Genomic DNA, 13,446 nt, shown 5'->3' with positions numbered 1-13,446 from the left:
CCTTAGAATAACTGTCCCTTGAGCATGAGTAGATGTTCCACTATAGGCCCTAATGCTAAGGCCGGTAAGAAAGTCAAAGCCCCCACAATCAGCACCACTGCAGCCAACAAGACAACAAATAGTCCACCATGCGTTTGAAATGTTCCGGCACCTACCGGAGAGGTCTTCTTTTCAGCCATACTTCCGGCAATGGCCAGCACAGGAATAATCACGCCAAAACGACCCAATAACATCGTAATACCCAAGGTGATATTATAAAAAGGACTATTTGCACTCAGTCCGGCAAAAGCACTCCCGTTATTGCCCGCACTAGAAACATAAGCATAAAGAATTTCGCTGAACCCATGGGGGCCCGCATTATTTGTAGCCGAAGTTCCTGCATCTGTTACACAAGCAATGGCACTGCCAACAAGAATGGCAAATGAGGGAATTAAAACAGCCAGTATGGCCATTTTCATTTCATGGGCTTCAATTTTTTTGCCTAAATATTCCGGCGTGCGTCCAACCATCAGACCTACAATGAACACAGTCAAAATAACGAACATCATCATGGCATAAAATCCTGCCCCAACACCGCCGACAACGACTTCACCTAACATGATTTGCAGCATGGGAATCAAACCGCCCAGCGGAGTAAAACTATCAAACATAGCATCTACAGCACCACACGATGCAGCCGTGGTCACCGTACTAAACAGTACGGTACTACCCAAACCAAAGCGAACTTCCTTTCCTTCCATCATGTTCGGACTACCTACACCAAGCGCAGACAAATTGGGATTCCCATAAAGCTCACTAGCATACATGGCACCAAGAAAGAGAACAAACAACAGCAGCATCGTCGCGAGTATTGCACGTCCCTGCCGATTATCTTTTACTAGACGGCCAAAAGCCAAAACCAAACTCGCTGGAATCAAAAATATGGCTAAAGTCTGAAGGAAATTAGTTAGTGGTGTAGGATTTTCAAAAGGATGAGCCGAGTTGACATTGAAAAATCCGCCACCATTGGTACCCAGCATCTTAATGGCTTCTTGTGATGCCACAGGTCCTAGCGCAATCTTTTGCTCAGCCCCTTCCAGCGTCGTGGCTGTGGCATAAGGCGATAAATTCTGAATCGTTCCCTGTTCAACAAATACAAGGGTTAAGACAATACTAAGGGGTAATAAAATCCAAAGCGTTCCTCGAACCATATCCACCCAGTAGTTACCTAAATTCCGCGTTGTTTTACGCGTCAAGCCGCGAATAAGCGCAATAGCTACTGCTAAACCTGTGGCTGCAGAAAGAAAATTGTGCGTAGTCAAGGCCGTCATCTGCGTGAAATAACTCATGGTTGTTTCACCGCTGTAAGCCTGCCAATTCGTATTGGTAACAAAACTAACGGCCGTATTAAAAGCCAAGTCCCAGGTAAGACCGATTTGCCCTTCCGGATTAAAGGGTAAGAACCCTTGTGCTAATTGGGTAATAAATATAGCTAGAAAACTCAATAAGTGAAAAATTAATAGGGCCCCGCAATATTGTTTCCAATCCATTTCCTTTAGGGAATCAATATGGGTTACTTTGTAAATCGATTTTTCTAGAGGCCTCAGTAAAGGATCCATAAAAGTCTTTTGTCCTTCAAAAACCTTGGCCACATAGCTGCTTAACGGCCAAGCCAATAACAGCAAAATGACTATATAAGCCAAAAACAAACAAATGTCACTCCACATTTAAAATTCCTCCGGTTTCAATAATGCATATACAAGATAAATCAATAGCCCGACGGTAACTATTCCGCCAACCAAAAAATCGTCCATTTTTATGCCCCCTTGAAATATTTCCTAAGTCAATGGATACTCTGTAGTTAGGTTATCACCTTTCTTATAAAACCGGGGTTAAGATTCTAGGCTAAACCATAAAAAAAATATAAAAATCATGTAAAATTAAGAACTAATAAGTTTTTTAGCCATCTCTTCACCGAAACTTGACAAAAAAAACTGATCATAACAAGTTTTTATATGTTCCACAGTCGAACAATGAGTTCCAAACTCGAATACATGATATTTCCATAGCAAGCATTCACTTAACAAGTGGTCTAAAGATATTTGAAAGGACTCCTTTGTCATATCTAATTGTTCTGAAGAAATGGGCTGATGGGGACCTTGTTCCTCAACTAGTAACTCCCTATAAAATGCACATAATAACCTTTTTTCATCCATCGTCAAAAACATGTACCGACCTCCTGTCTTTTCAATTAAAATGATTTATAGTGCCCACCGCCTAACTCTTTACGCATGATATTGTAAGATTTTTTTATACCAATATAACCAGCCATCCATAGAATAACAAATGATAAAGCATATCCGAACTTTAATAACCACATGCTTGCTAAAGGCATTGTCCTCACCCTCCAAAATCATTCTAAAAGCCTTACTTTGATAGTAGCACTCGTCATATAAAAACTGGATAAAGATCAAAGCATAACGTATAAAAGTACCGTAAATTTTTGTCAAAAAAATTAATTAAAAACAACTTATTTTAAAAATATGAATTATAATTAAATCATTAATTCAATACCACTAAGGAGGAACATGATGTTTCATGACATGGTAAAAGCCAATCGTAGTTATCGTCGTTTTTGGGAAAATGAACAAATAAGCCGGAAAATCTTACTGCAGCTTATCGACTCGGCTCGAATTGTCGCATCAGGTGCAAATAAACAAGCCATAAAGTATTATCTATCTTATGAAAAAGAACTCAATCAAAAGATATTTGAGACCGTGGCTTGGGCTGGCTTTTTCAAAGACTGGCCAGGTCCTGTTGAGGGAGAACGACCATCCGCATATCTTGTACTTGTGCAAGATGAAACGTACACACTAGGCAATCCCGCCGATTTAGGCATTGCTGCCCAAACGATCCTACTCGGTGCAATCGAGCAAGATCTGGGAGGATGCATGATTGGCAATATTGAAAAGATAAAGTTGCATGAAGTACTGAATATGCCAAAAAACCATCAAATACTACTCGTCATCGCTTTGGGCAAACCAAAAGAAACAGTTGTCATCGACGAAATGGAAGCGGAGGGTGATACAAAATACTGGCGTGATGAAAAACAAGTTCATCATGTTCCAAAGCGCAAGCTAAAAGACATCGTAATGAACTAAAGTTACATCAAATTTTTATACTCACTATACATATAATAAAAGACGCCGAAAGGCGTCTTTTATTATTGGCTCCGCAAGTTTCCCAGATCATCTAAAACCTACAATTAAATGAACCCTGTGTACAACGGTCACAACAACCTTTGCCATTATTATCTGGCAATTAACAATCCCGGCATCTTTGATCCTTATCCTAATTTCATTGATGGGAATAGGGATAATACCACTATACTAAATCAAGCCTCCGCATACCTGCGAAGGCTTGATTTTTAGATTTTTTTGCATTTTATCGTTCTTTTCTAAAAAATACTGAGAATTTGAAAAAAAATTTAGCAAACACTATTAATAAGAATCTTATAAAGGAGGAAGTTGATATGAACCATACAACTCGCAAAAAGCCTAGCTTGCATGGTAAGAAAAACTTTAAACATCTTGCGGCTGCATTTGCCGGGGCAATTATCATGTCCTCGGTGATGTTGCCGGGAATTCCTATGACTACAGTTCATGCTGCAGCCATTCCGAACATCAATGCCTCACACAAAACGTTAAAAACAAAGCTGAATTCTAATGAACATGATCTAACAAGTAGCCTGCAGTCCAAATTGGACAAGAATCATGTGGGTAAACCGGTGAAACAAACGCCCAATGCCAGTAAACAAGAAAATACCTCGAACCAAAAAGCAGGCAAGAATCAGCCGAATAATTCAGCAAATCCGAACAGCAATGCGGAAAAGTCCGCGGCAGTTAAGGATCCAGCGCCAGATGCAAAAAAACAATCGCCTGATAATAAGCCTCCGGCTGATTTTAAGCAGGTAGTGGAGGCTACGGCAACCGCTTACGCTCCCGGGTCTAAAGATAACGATCAATGGGGAAACAAGACCTATACGGGTACGAATATTCGCCCTGGCGTAATCGCGGTGGATCCAAAAGTTATTCCCTTAGGTTCACGTGTATACCTTCAATACCCCGATGGTCATGGTGCCTATGCGATAGCGGAAGATACGGGTGGCGCAATCAAGGGTAACCGTATCGACGTTGCAAAATCGTCGGACGATGAAGCTAGCGACTTCGGTATCCAAAAGGTAAAAGTGTACGTTGTCAAGTCGCCTACTACCTAATCAATCGCTCACCTCCTTAGTGATTTCTACAAGAACCCCACCGCAAGTATCACAAGTTTGATTCGGCAAGGTACTTGCGGTATACCATATTTCGCCACATTGAGTACACTGCAGTTTAATCATGATTACTCCTCATTAATACTTGATAATATAATTCAGTACAATATATGATTGCAACCTGTTATGTAGTACTAATTCATAGTATACCCAATATCACCTAAATATTTAACACCAAAACTCCTGAGATATTTAAACTAGGAATTACCCCATTAACCCTTAGCACCTCGCTATAAATTCGAATGACTGTATGTTAAAACGCCTATTTTGTTTTATCAATTAATTCTGAAATTACTGTTTTTATCATAACCATTTTGGATTATAATAAAAATAACTGTTATAGAGTGACGAGATTGACAATATTATTAAGTGAGTTGACATTATAATGTGTGTAATCGACCAATTACCGTCTTCCCATGTCAAGGTTGTCTATGTTGATAACAAGAACAATGAAGTCGAAGAATGTCGTGCGTTGCGTAAAATGACCAACTACTATGATAACTCCGGTAACATCATTAAATATGTTATTAAAATCCGTTTTTCCCTAAATCAAACCTGGTAATATTCATTCCTAACGGATGTCTATTAATTTCGTCGCTCTATAATAGATTCACTTTGTTAATCCCTCCCGTATAATATTTTTATCTCCGGATATCCTATCAATGGAAAGTTACACCTACTTTCCCACCGGAAAAACCAGAGCTTCCTTGTCGTGGAGGAATACTCTGGTTTTTTCTATGTTACTCCTTATCATCCTCTTAAACATAGTTCATATGATTTTCATTGTAGTTTCTCCCCTGCTGGTAGAATATCCTGAGCAAAGAACGTCATATATTATCATAAGAATTTTAAGGGATGATCAGAATGGATAATATACTATTTAGCAATTTAAGCCCCAATGAAATTGTTGCATTAGTATCCGTTTTTGGTATCGGTGTCGGAAATTCATTAAGCGATGAAGAACTTTTAGTTCTTGGCAATTTCATGGTGTCCGCGGGTGTAGCATTATTACTAATTGTAACTCAACGCGCATTGCTAAAAAGTCAAGAATCTAGCATTGCACCAGACATGCAACTACAAATTCAGGAATTAAGAACAGAAATTCAACAATTAAAAGACATTCTGAATAACCAAATTTAAAAATACATGGACATTCTAAATTTCTAATGTGCAAAGATAAAAAGGGATTTTCAAACCATGACGGTTGTGAAAATCCCTTTTACGAGGCCACCTCAAAATTAACTGAAGCTAAATATGAAACTTCCCAACTTCCGTCTGAAGTTCTTGCGCCATTACAGCAAGATGTTGACTTGAAGCGGCAATTTCCTCCATCGACGCCGACTGTTCTTCTGTTGCAGCCGATACCGATTGTGCTTCACCCGTAGCTTTTTTACTTAATTCGTCTATTTCCTTAATGGATAGTACGATTTGCTCACTGCCACTGGCCATTTGCTGAATGGCCGCTGAAATTTCTTTAACTTCATCAGATACTTGCGTAATCTGAGCAACAATAGCACGAAATGCTTTGCCCGAAGTATTTACAGCTTCTCTTCCTAGTTGAACTTCGCCAGTTCCCTCCGTCATAGCGTCAACAGCCTTACTTGTATCACCCTGAATTTCGCCAATCAAACTGGCAATTTTCCGTGTTGCTTCCTGCGATTGTTCAGCCAGTTTACGAACTTCTTCGGCCACAACCGCAAAGCCCCGTCCTTGTTCTCCAGCCCGAGCGGCTTCAATGGCAGCGTTCAAAGCTAACAGATTCGTTTGCCCTGCAATTCCCGCGATAGTATCGACAATTTGTCCAATTTCTTTGGAACTTTCGCCTAATTTTGCTACCACTTGAGCTGAATTGTTAACGGTCTGCTCAACCTTAGCCATTTGAGTGACCGCTTTGTCAGCAGACTCGCCACCTTCATTTGCCATGCCAACAGTCTGGGACGTTTTATCGGCAACACGATTTGCATTAGCAGCTATTTGTTGAATATTATCTGTCATCTTTTGAACCACGGCAGTTGTCTCTTTGACAGCGTTCAACTGTTGTTCCGCTCCCTGCGCTACATCTGTAATAGCCCCCGCCACTTGGTTAGCAGCCTGTGCGGATTGTTCAGAATTAGCAGTAAGATCATCGGCCGAATTGCTAACTTGTTGCGCAGAACTCGTTACATGCCTGATAAGAGATCGTAAGTTTTCCGCCATCGTTTTAAACGACGCAGCCAGTTCTCCAATCTCATCATTTGAATGTATGTCTGCATCTGTATTCGAAAGATCTCCATTCGCGATCAGATTGGCAAAAGCGCGTAGCTTTTGGATGGGAGCGGCAATCCGCTTCGCAAATAAGTGAACGATTACGGCAGCTATAATAAGAACAATAAGTACAATGAGTACAGAAATCCACATCAATGAATTTAGCTTCGCAGTAGCTTCCTTTACTGGTTCATTTACTGCCAAACTCCAAGTCGTTCCTGGTATGGGAGCGAAAGCGACATATTTTTCCGTGCCATCATAAGTATACTTAGTTAATCCATTTTCACCCTGTATCATTCTTTCTGTCAATGTTTTTAAGGCTGGGTTAGCATTAGAATCTTTCAACGGATTACTTTTCATAATCTGGTTTTGATCAGGATGCACAATGGTAAGTCCGTCATTTTGTTTTACGTAGGCATATCCTGAATCTCCAACTTTAATGTTCAACACCAGTTTTGTTAAATCGTCCATTGTCACCGTTCCCCCGAGAACACTGACTACACTTGAGTTTTTTATAATTGGTACGGCAATCACGATAACCGCTTTTCCATCTACTTTGGACATAACAGGATCGGACACAACGACTTTCCCTGCTTTTGCTTGTTGAAAATAAGGTCGCTCATTAATATTTGACCTCGAACCATCCGTATAATAGGTATTTCCATTCAAATCAGCAACCAAGAAGCGCATATAGATACCATCGCGTTTGCCTTCGTTTTGCAGGTAATTAACAATATTATCATAATTCCCGTCCATTATAATAGGACTACTCGCCAATATTCCCATTTCTTTTTTACGTGTATCAATCCATAGACCAAGCTTTTCCGAATTGTTCAGTGCCAAACCATTTAAACTATCTTCGCAATTCGCAATAACTACTTTTTGCGCGTTCCAATAATTAATTGAGCCTAAGGTACATAATGATACTATTGTAACTAGAAGCATTATAAAAGAAAGTTTGGATTTTATGCTATTCATCTTATTCATTTTTGCTATTTTGCGCATTCTTATGATTCTCCTTCTCAAAATACGTATGGAGCAAATAAGCTGCCGACTATTGTCAATTTTTCACTATGAAGCCTAACGAATCTTTTTCTGCTTTAAATTCTTAGGTTAATATTATCGTCTGGATCAAAAGTCAACGTTTGGGGCTCAGTTTCAAGCTTTATACTGGCTTTGCCAGTCAGTTCAGCGGCAATCGTCTCTGAGACGAAGCATTCGGTTAAAAATAAGGTATTGGGAATAATGACGATTCGCAGTTTCTCAGGAGAAATGCCGCTCAAACTGTAGAGTGCCGCTTCCACCAGCTCTTTTTCCGTATCGAAATACATCGGTATAGCCGCCCGCGTCACGAAGGTACTAGTTAAACAGTTTAGGTAAGTCGTCTGACGGTCAATTTTATCCACCAGTCGTTTGGTTACGAAATCGGCCATTCCTATTCCAGTAGCGTTGCCGTGGGATTCCTCTGAAAGGTCAAGCACAGCAATCCGCTTGATTTTCGGCTTTTCCGGCTCGATCACACCCTGAATCCGCGCCCGACCGATAATATTTGTGTCAATACCAGTGCCACTATAGTTCTTACCCATTTCTTCGATAATGAGAAGATCAATATCATCTACCGGCAGGGAGGACATCAACGATTTGGAATAGATTAAAAGATCGCTTTCTTGTTTCACCATTCCTTGGACAGTCACCGCTTTAATCGCTGCTGTTTCTTCATAGGCACTTTCGATTATTGCCAACCCACCCAGAACAGGTAGCTTCGACAGGATTACGTTTCCAATTTCGACCAGTAACCTGGCTAGTTCGCCCGGACCAAATCCGTGAAACTGTTTAGCGCCTTTCGGTCCCCCTAATCCTACAACAAGTTTTTTTATCAAACCGCTTTCCACTATTCCTTTAAAAGAGGTATGGGTTTTTACACGATTGATTATCAGAATTCCATCCATAGCTAAAGCAGAATTAACAATAAACACTGGCAACCCATTGGGCGTATGCGCAATGGGTTCACAATCGGAGCAGGTTACTACTTCCGCTCCCAAGGTATCTTCAGTTATTCCCAAACTGTCCAACAAGTCTTTTTGACCCTGTGCGGTTCCGCCACCATGACTTCCCATTGCTGCGATAAGATAGGGCGTTGCACCAAGAGTTTTAATATAATTGACGGCAGTTTGCAATATTGGAATAAGATTTTGGATTCCCCGGCTACCTACAGTAATGCCAATCTTTTGTCCCGGCTGGATTTTTTTATTCAAGCTGAGCACTGCCAATTCTTGAGCAGTCTTTCCAGAGATATCCTTTATCTGAGGTCGAGAAAAATTTTGCGTAAGACGGTACAGCTTTACCAATTCAACCATGTCATTGCCTCCCCTTTTAATGTGCTGTGATCACTTGCAATAGCTGAACACCTTGAAAACCTCTATAGCAAATACTCCCAATTTCATTTTAAAATAAAATTATGGATTATTGTGAAAATTCCGGACGAATAGGGAAAAAAAGGCGACCATAATATCAATAGATAGGATAAAATGGTCATCATAAGAATACGAGACAGTATTTATAAATTATAGATCTTCATCCGTCAAAAAAATTTTAAGCTCTTTATAAATAATTTCTAAGTTAAACCCTAGCGTTAACTTAGCGTTAGCTCTAGGGTTTAACTTAGAAACAGATATATCGAGATAATTTTGTTATCATAGCGCGACTAACAGGGATTTCTACATTTTTGGTTCCCTTCATAGTCAGTAAATATCCCCGGTTAAAGCCAGGTGAAATTTCTTTGGCATAAAACATATTTACAATATAACTTCGATGGCACCGAAAAAATTGGTTAGGATCTAGCTTGTCCTCGAGTTCTTGCAAGATTAATTTACAAGTATATTTTTCGCCATCAATAGTCTGAACAAATACTTCGCGATTTTCGGCATAGGCAAATTGAATATCTTGATAGTGAACGATATGAGTCTTATCCCCTTGATAAAAGCAAAATTGAAGGGGAAATTGATTGGGCTGGGGTGGTTGCATCGACAGTTTTTCTGCTAAATCAATATTGAACCTTTTTGAAAAAAGCTTCTTTATTTTTCGAATCACCTTTTCAATGTCATTCGCATCAAAAGGTTTTAAAACATAATCAATTGCATCTGCTTCAAATGCCTGGATTGCATAATCATCAAAAGCGGTAACAAAAACAATAATTGGTGGTTCTTCCCACTCCTTCAGGGTATTAGCTAGCTCCAATCCAGTCATCCCCGGCATACGTATATCCAAAAACACCAAATCAGGATTAAATACTTTAATGTTCTCTAATGCCTCATCACCATCATGGCAAACACTGACGACTTCTGTTACCGGATTTTTCTTTAATATATCGGTTAAAGCGTCACATATGGCATATTCATCATCCGCAATGAGTACTTTTAACTTTTTCAATAGCTCCACTTTCTTCCTCCGTCCACGGCAGATTTAATGTTACTTCCGTTCCTTGTCCTACAATACTAATAAATTGCAGACCAAACTCACTTCCATATATTTTTTGAATACGCCGATGAACATTGCATAATCCTATTCCACTTCCTGTCGACGAGGGAGGAAATTTAGGATTGTTATCTTGTAATTGATAATTAGAAATTCCCACACCGTCATCAATTATTTTTACAAACAGCTGTTCTTCCTTATAATAAGCTACTATCTGAACTGTCCCGCCTCCCTTTTTGATACTTATTCCATGCCTGATAGCATTTTCTACTAGTGGCTGAAGCGTAAAAACAGGTAATGGATGATTAAGTAATTTCTCGGGTATATTGATTGAGACATGCATTTGATTCTGAAACCTGGCCTTTTCAATACGGAGATAGGTATTAACTGAATCTAATTCCTCACGCAAAGACACGATTTCCGAGCCCAGTTTCAAAGTCTTACGAAAAAAAATTGCCAAATCCTTAATTAGAGCAGCAGCCTTTTCTGGTTTTGACATAATCAGCGCCTGTATCGTCGTCAAAGTATTAAAGAAGAAATGGGGACTGATTTGCGCTTTCAACATGCTGTATTCCGTTTGTAAAAGTAGCAGTTGCTGTTTGTCCAACTTCTGTTGGGCTAATTGAAGACTTAAGAAATTGGCAATACCCTGAATCAACTCTGCTTCGTGGGGTTCAATTATTTGATTTTTTTTCTTATATAGTTTTAACGTGCCCACAAGTTCATTACTAACCATAAGCGGAGCATCAATTACCGCTTGCTTGTTTTTAATTGCACACTTAGTCTCCGCCGTAAAAATCGGCATTCCCGGCAAATGCTGCTCTTCTCCGCTGCCAACGAAGGCAAGCACTTTTTCCGTGTCAGTTATGGCAACAGCACCCGCCTTTGTTTCCTGATATATTCTCTTAGCAACTTTCGTGGCGCTTTCTTCATTTAATCCTTGTTGTAGAAAATCGCTGGTTTTTTGAATCATGCTGATTGCTTGTTGCACTGATAAGGCCTGAGCTTTATGTTGCTCATGTATGATATCATGCACAATATATACAAAAAAAGCTACTGCCATAGAATTTGAAATAGTAGTAGCTATTCCGATTACTTGTTCTAACTGCCAAGCGGTCTGAAATGGTTTGGACATTGTGAGAATCATTAATTTTAGGATGCCTTCACATACAACTGCGGTAATGAAAGCAATCTTAATATTAATGCGTTGTGAACCATAATGGTTGTATACCATTCCGCTGATATAACCTACAATCACATTGGAGATAACCGAAGGCCAAACTGTAAATCCGCCCATAAAATAACGCGTTAAACCGCCGATAATTCCGGCTATAACTCCTACAAGAGGACCACCTAACAGTCCACCGACAATCGGTCCAACAATACGTTGATTGGCCATCGAACCTAAAACTGGGATCCCAATCCAGTTTCCAAAAGCCGAGAATACTCCAAAAATGAGGCCCAATATTAGTTTATCATACGTCCTAAAATGTGAATAACTCAGAGTGCGATGAAATACACTTATTCGGGTCACTAAATATCCGATTATACCAACTAATGAAATATTCTGAATTATAGACCATATAAGTACCCAATCAGGCCATAGCATACACACACCTACTTCGTTAAACACTCTAAGCAAAGTATACAGCAATACACTTTTTTTGTCATGAAAATATTGACTGATTGCGAGACTCCCACTTCTGTCAGTGGGAGGTCTCGCTTTGTTGCTTTGGTGGAGTTGGTTGTCAATATTAGCATAATGGTAGCGACTTTTTCCTCATTCGTCCAAAAATCCCCCACAAAATTTGCGCGAGATTTATAATAAATTCAGAAGAGTCTATTTTTGTCGGAAAGGAGCATGACAGAAAATTACGGTAAAAGCGTTCGGGAGTGTATATTATTATAAAATAAGGAGTGGTATAGAATGATTCTTACCGGAAGCCATATTATGGGTGTGTTATTTGCAATTATCCTAATTATGGGAGTCGGGCTTTATGCAGGTAGTAAAGTAAAATCAAGTACGGATTTTTCGACAGGTGGACGCAAAGCCGGATGGCCCCTTGTGACAGGTACACTTCTCGGCACCTTTGTAGGAGGAGCATCGACGATTGGAACAGCACAACTGGCTTTTCAATTTGGTTTTTCTGCTTGGTGGTATACTATTGGCGGTGGAATTGGATTCATCATCTTGGGGTTGGGTATGTCGAAAAAGTTTTATATCAGCTCGGCCGAAACAATTCCACAGTTTTTAGTCAATACTTATGGCAGACATATCGGCGCAATTTCCAGTGTATTTACATCTGTCGGTATTTTTTTTAACCTAGTGGCACAGGTCTTGTCCTTCGTCGCTTTAATGGGTGCAATGTTTCATATGAACCCGATCATATCCTCAAGTATTGGTGTGGTATTTGCATTGGCGTACGTGTTGTTCGGTGGTATTTTGGGCACTGGGTTTGCCGGTCTTGCTAAGTTGTTCCTGGTGTATTTTGCGATGTTGAGCTGCGGTATTGCCGCTTATTTCACCATGGGCGGAGTCGGTGGTTTTACCAGTGTACTTCCGGCATTTCCCTGGTTTTCAATGTTCGGGCGCGGTATAGAAAAAGAAATGGCTGCTGTTTTTTCGGTACTAGTTGGTATTCTTTCTACTCAGACTTATATGCAGGCAGTGGTATCGGCGAAAAATTTGCGTGAATCGCGCAAAGGAGCCTTAGCAGCAGCGCTCTTGTCACCACCAATTGGCATTTGTGGTATTTTAGTCGGATTATTTATGAGAGTCAACTTTCCCAATACACTGTCTGCTGAAGTTTTTCCTACATTCATTATGCAGTTTTTGCCGCCGATTGTTGCCGGAATTGTTTTAGGTACACTGCTAATTGCAGTTATTGGAACTTGGGCGGGTTTAACTTTAGGCATTTCAACAATGTTTACCCGCGATATCTACCAAAAGTATATAAAAGTAAACGCCAGTGGAAAAGAAACACTTTTGGTACAGCGCGGCCTGATTTTTTCCATTTGCGTTATTACGGCCATTATTGCTAATGGCAACGCAGGCTCACTCATTTTAGGCTGGACCTATTTATCACAAGGACTGAGAGGCTGTACAGCCTTATTCCCATTACTTGGAGCCATGCTCTTACCACGGTTTGTTACACCAATAGCAGGTGTGGTTGCCGTAACGCTGGGACCGCTAGTCAACATTGGGTGGTTCGTATTATATCCTAAAGGCATTGACCCGTTGTATCCTGGTCTAATAGCCAGTGCCATTGCACTTATCGTGGTCAGCTTATGGACCAGAAAAAAGGTTGAAAGTAACAAGGCATAATGCTGCGAATTACTAAATGAGGAGAGAAGAAAATGCAAAAATACAATCAAATAACAACAGATATGATCCATGAACTGCAAAGTAGCTTGAG

Annotated in this window: 13 protein-coding genes; 4 read left to right on the top strand and 9 right to left on the bottom strand. The window is 40.1% G+C overall.

All coding sequences use genetic code 11. The features are described from left to right. Nucleotides 1-2: 2 nt before the first annotated feature. The 4 genes from kdpA to Ga0466249_RS23625 form a co-directional block, all read right to left on the bottom strand. The gene (kdpA, locus tag Ga0466249_RS23640) at nucleotides 3-1,706 is read right to left on the bottom strand and encodes a potassium-transporting ATPase subunit KdpA (RefSeq protein WP_215831962.1); all 1,704 of its coding nucleotides are present in this window, start codon (nucleotides 1,704-1,706) and stop codon (nucleotides 3-5) included. Further along, the gene (kdpF, locus tag Ga0466249_RS27910; protein WP_215831978.1) at nucleotides 1,707-1,793 is read right to left on the bottom strand and encodes a K(+)-transporting ATPase subunit F; all 87 of its coding nucleotides are present in this window, start codon (nucleotides 1,791-1,793) and stop codon (nucleotides 1,707-1,709) included. Nucleotides 1,794-1,919: 126 nt separating this feature from the next. Continuing rightward, the gene (locus tag Ga0466249_RS23630) at nucleotides 1,920-2,207 is read right to left on the bottom strand and encodes a hypothetical protein (RefSeq protein WP_215831961.1); all 288 of its coding nucleotides are present in this window, start codon (nucleotides 2,205-2,207) and stop codon (nucleotides 1,920-1,922) included. Nucleotides 2,208-2,230: 23 nt separating this feature from the next. Further along, nucleotides 2,231-2,374, bottom strand: coding sequence for a hypothetical protein (locus tag Ga0466249_RS23625; RefSeq protein WP_215831960.1), 144 nt, complete (start codon nucleotides 2,372-2,374; stop codon nucleotides 2,231-2,233). Between the two features lie 193 nt (nucleotides 2,375-2,567). Here Ga0466249_RS23625 and Ga0466249_RS23620 point away from each other — a divergent pair, with 193 nt between their 5' ends. Both Ga0466249_RS23620 and Ga0466249_RS27355 read left to right on the top strand, forming a co-directional pair. Beyond that, entirely contained in the window at nucleotides 2,568-3,140 is a 573-nt protein-coding gene (locus Ga0466249_RS23620; RefSeq protein ID WP_246589007.1) for a nitroreductase family protein, read from the top strand. Nucleotides 3,141-3,511: 371 nt separating this feature from the next. Further along, nucleotides 3,512-4,255 carry a 3D domain-containing protein gene (locus Ga0466249_RS27355; RefSeq protein ID WP_215831959.1) on the top strand — a complete coding sequence of 248 codons (744 nt, stop codon included), beginning with the start codon at nucleotides 3,512-3,514 and terminating at the stop codon, nucleotides 4,253-4,255. Here Ga0466249_RS27355 and Ga0466249_RS27350 read toward each other — a convergent pair whose 3' ends face one another. Further along, on the bottom strand, nucleotides 4,256-4,378 hold the full coding sequence (locus Ga0466249_RS27350; protein WP_281422702.1) for a hypothetical protein: 123 nt from the start codon (nucleotides 4,376-4,378) through the stop codon (nucleotides 4,256-4,258). It abuts the gene before it with no gap. 798 nt (nucleotides 4,379-5,176) lie between these two features. Here Ga0466249_RS27350 and Ga0466249_RS23610 point away from each other — a divergent pair. Beyond that, complete coding sequence (locus Ga0466249_RS23610; RefSeq protein WP_215831958.1) at nucleotides 5,177-5,452, top strand: hypothetical protein; 276 nt, start codon at nucleotides 5,177-5,179, stop codon at nucleotides 5,450-5,452. 108 nt (nucleotides 5,453-5,560) lie between these two features. Here Ga0466249_RS23610 and Ga0466249_RS26845 read toward each other — a convergent pair whose 3' ends face one another. The 4 genes from Ga0466249_RS26845 to Ga0466249_RS23590 form a co-directional block, all read right to left on the bottom strand. Continuing rightward, nucleotides 5,561-7,561 carry a methyl-accepting chemotaxis protein gene (locus tag Ga0466249_RS26845; protein WP_246589006.1) on the bottom strand — a complete coding sequence of 667 codons (2,001 nt, stop codon included), beginning with the start codon at nucleotides 7,559-7,561 and terminating at the stop codon, nucleotides 5,561-5,563. 95 nt (nucleotides 7,562-7,656) lie between these two features. Continuing rightward, nucleotides 7,657-8,913 (bottom strand): nickel pincer cofactor-dependent isomerase, group 22, encoded by a 1,257-nt coding sequence (locus Ga0466249_RS23600; protein ID WP_215831957.1) that lies wholly within the window; start codon nucleotides 8,911-8,913, stop codon nucleotides 7,657-7,659. 304 nt (nucleotides 8,914-9,217) lie between these two features. Then, nucleotides 9,218-9,994, bottom strand: a complete 777-nt coding sequence (locus tag Ga0466249_RS23595) for a LytR/AlgR family response regulator transcription factor (RefSeq protein ID WP_215831956.1) — start codon at nucleotides 9,992-9,994, stop codon at nucleotides 9,218-9,220. Continuing rightward, a complete protein-coding gene (locus tag Ga0466249_RS23590) occupies nucleotides 9,954-11,639 on the bottom strand; it encodes a LytS/YhcK type 5TM receptor domain-containing protein (protein ID WP_215831955.1) in 1,686 nt (561 codons plus the stop codon). The genes Ga0466249_RS23595 and Ga0466249_RS23590 overlap by 41 nt, the downstream gene beginning before the upstream one ends. Before the next feature lie 318 nt (nucleotides 11,640-11,957). Here Ga0466249_RS23590 and Ga0466249_RS23585 point away from each other — a divergent pair, with 318 nt between their 5' ends. Next, nucleotides 11,958-13,355 carry a sodium:solute symporter family protein gene (locus Ga0466249_RS23585; protein ID WP_215831954.1) on the top strand — a complete coding sequence of 466 codons (1,398 nt, stop codon included), beginning with the start codon at nucleotides 11,958-11,960 and terminating at the stop codon, nucleotides 13,353-13,355. The last annotated feature ends 91 nt before the right edge of the window (nucleotides 13,356-13,446 follow it).

The sequence above is a fragment of the Pelorhabdus rhamnosifermentans genome, assembly GCF_018835585.1.
Taxonomy (GTDB): domain Bacteria; phylum Bacillota; class Negativicutes; order UMGS1260; family UMGS1260; genus Pelorhabdus; species Pelorhabdus rhamnosifermentans.
The sequence above is the reverse complement of the archived record's forward strand: the minus strand, read 5'-3'. Positions and strand labels throughout refer to the sequence as shown.

What these genes read in the sequence shown, in the direction of transcription:
- kdpA (WP_215831962.1), bottom strand. Translation starts at nt 1,706, where the DNA reads ATGTGGAGTGACATTTGTTTGTTTTTGGCTTATATAGTCATTTTGCTG.
- kdpF (WP_215831978.1), bottom strand. Translation starts at nt 1,793, where the DNA reads ATGGACGATTTTTTGGTTGGCGGAATAGTTACCGTCGGGCTATTGATT.
- Ga0466249_RS23630 (WP_215831961.1), bottom strand. Translation starts at nt 2,207, where the DNA reads ATGTTTTTGACGATGGATGAAAAAAGGTTATTATGTGCATTTTATAGG.
- Ga0466249_RS23625 (WP_215831960.1), bottom strand. Translation starts at nt 2,374, where the DNA reads ATGCCTTTAGCAAGCATGTGGTTATTAAAGTTCGGATATGCTTTATCA.
- Ga0466249_RS23620 (WP_246589007.1), top strand. Translation starts at nt 2,568, where the DNA reads ATGATGTTTCATGACATGGTAAAAGCCAATCGTAGTTATCGTCGTTTT.
- Ga0466249_RS27355 (WP_215831959.1), top strand. Translation starts at nt 3,512, where the DNA reads ATGAACCATACAACTCGCAAAAAGCCTAGCTTGCATGGTAAGAAAAAC.
- Ga0466249_RS27350 (WP_281422702.1), bottom strand. Translation starts at nt 4,378, where the DNA reads ATGATTAAACTGCAGTGTACTCAATGTGGCGAAATATGGTATACCGCA.
- Ga0466249_RS23610 (WP_215831958.1), top strand. Translation starts at nt 5,177, where the DNA reads ATGGATAATATACTATTTAGCAATTTAAGCCCCAATGAAATTGTTGCA.
- Ga0466249_RS26845 (WP_246589006.1), bottom strand. Translation starts at nt 7,561, where the DNA reads ATGCGCAAAATAGCAAAAATGAATAAGATGAATAGCATAAAATCCAAA.
- Ga0466249_RS23600 (WP_215831957.1), bottom strand. Translation starts at nt 8,913, where the DNA reads ATGGTTGAATTGGTAAAGCTGTACCGTCTTACGCAAAATTTTTCTCGA.
- Ga0466249_RS23590 (WP_215831955.1), bottom strand. Translation starts at nt 11,639, where the DNA reads ATGCTATGGCCTGATTGGGTACTTATATGGTCTATAATTCAGAATATT.
- Ga0466249_RS23585 (WP_215831954.1), top strand. Translation starts at nt 11,958, where the DNA reads ATGATTCTTACCGGAAGCCATATTATGGGTGTGTTATTTGCAATTATC.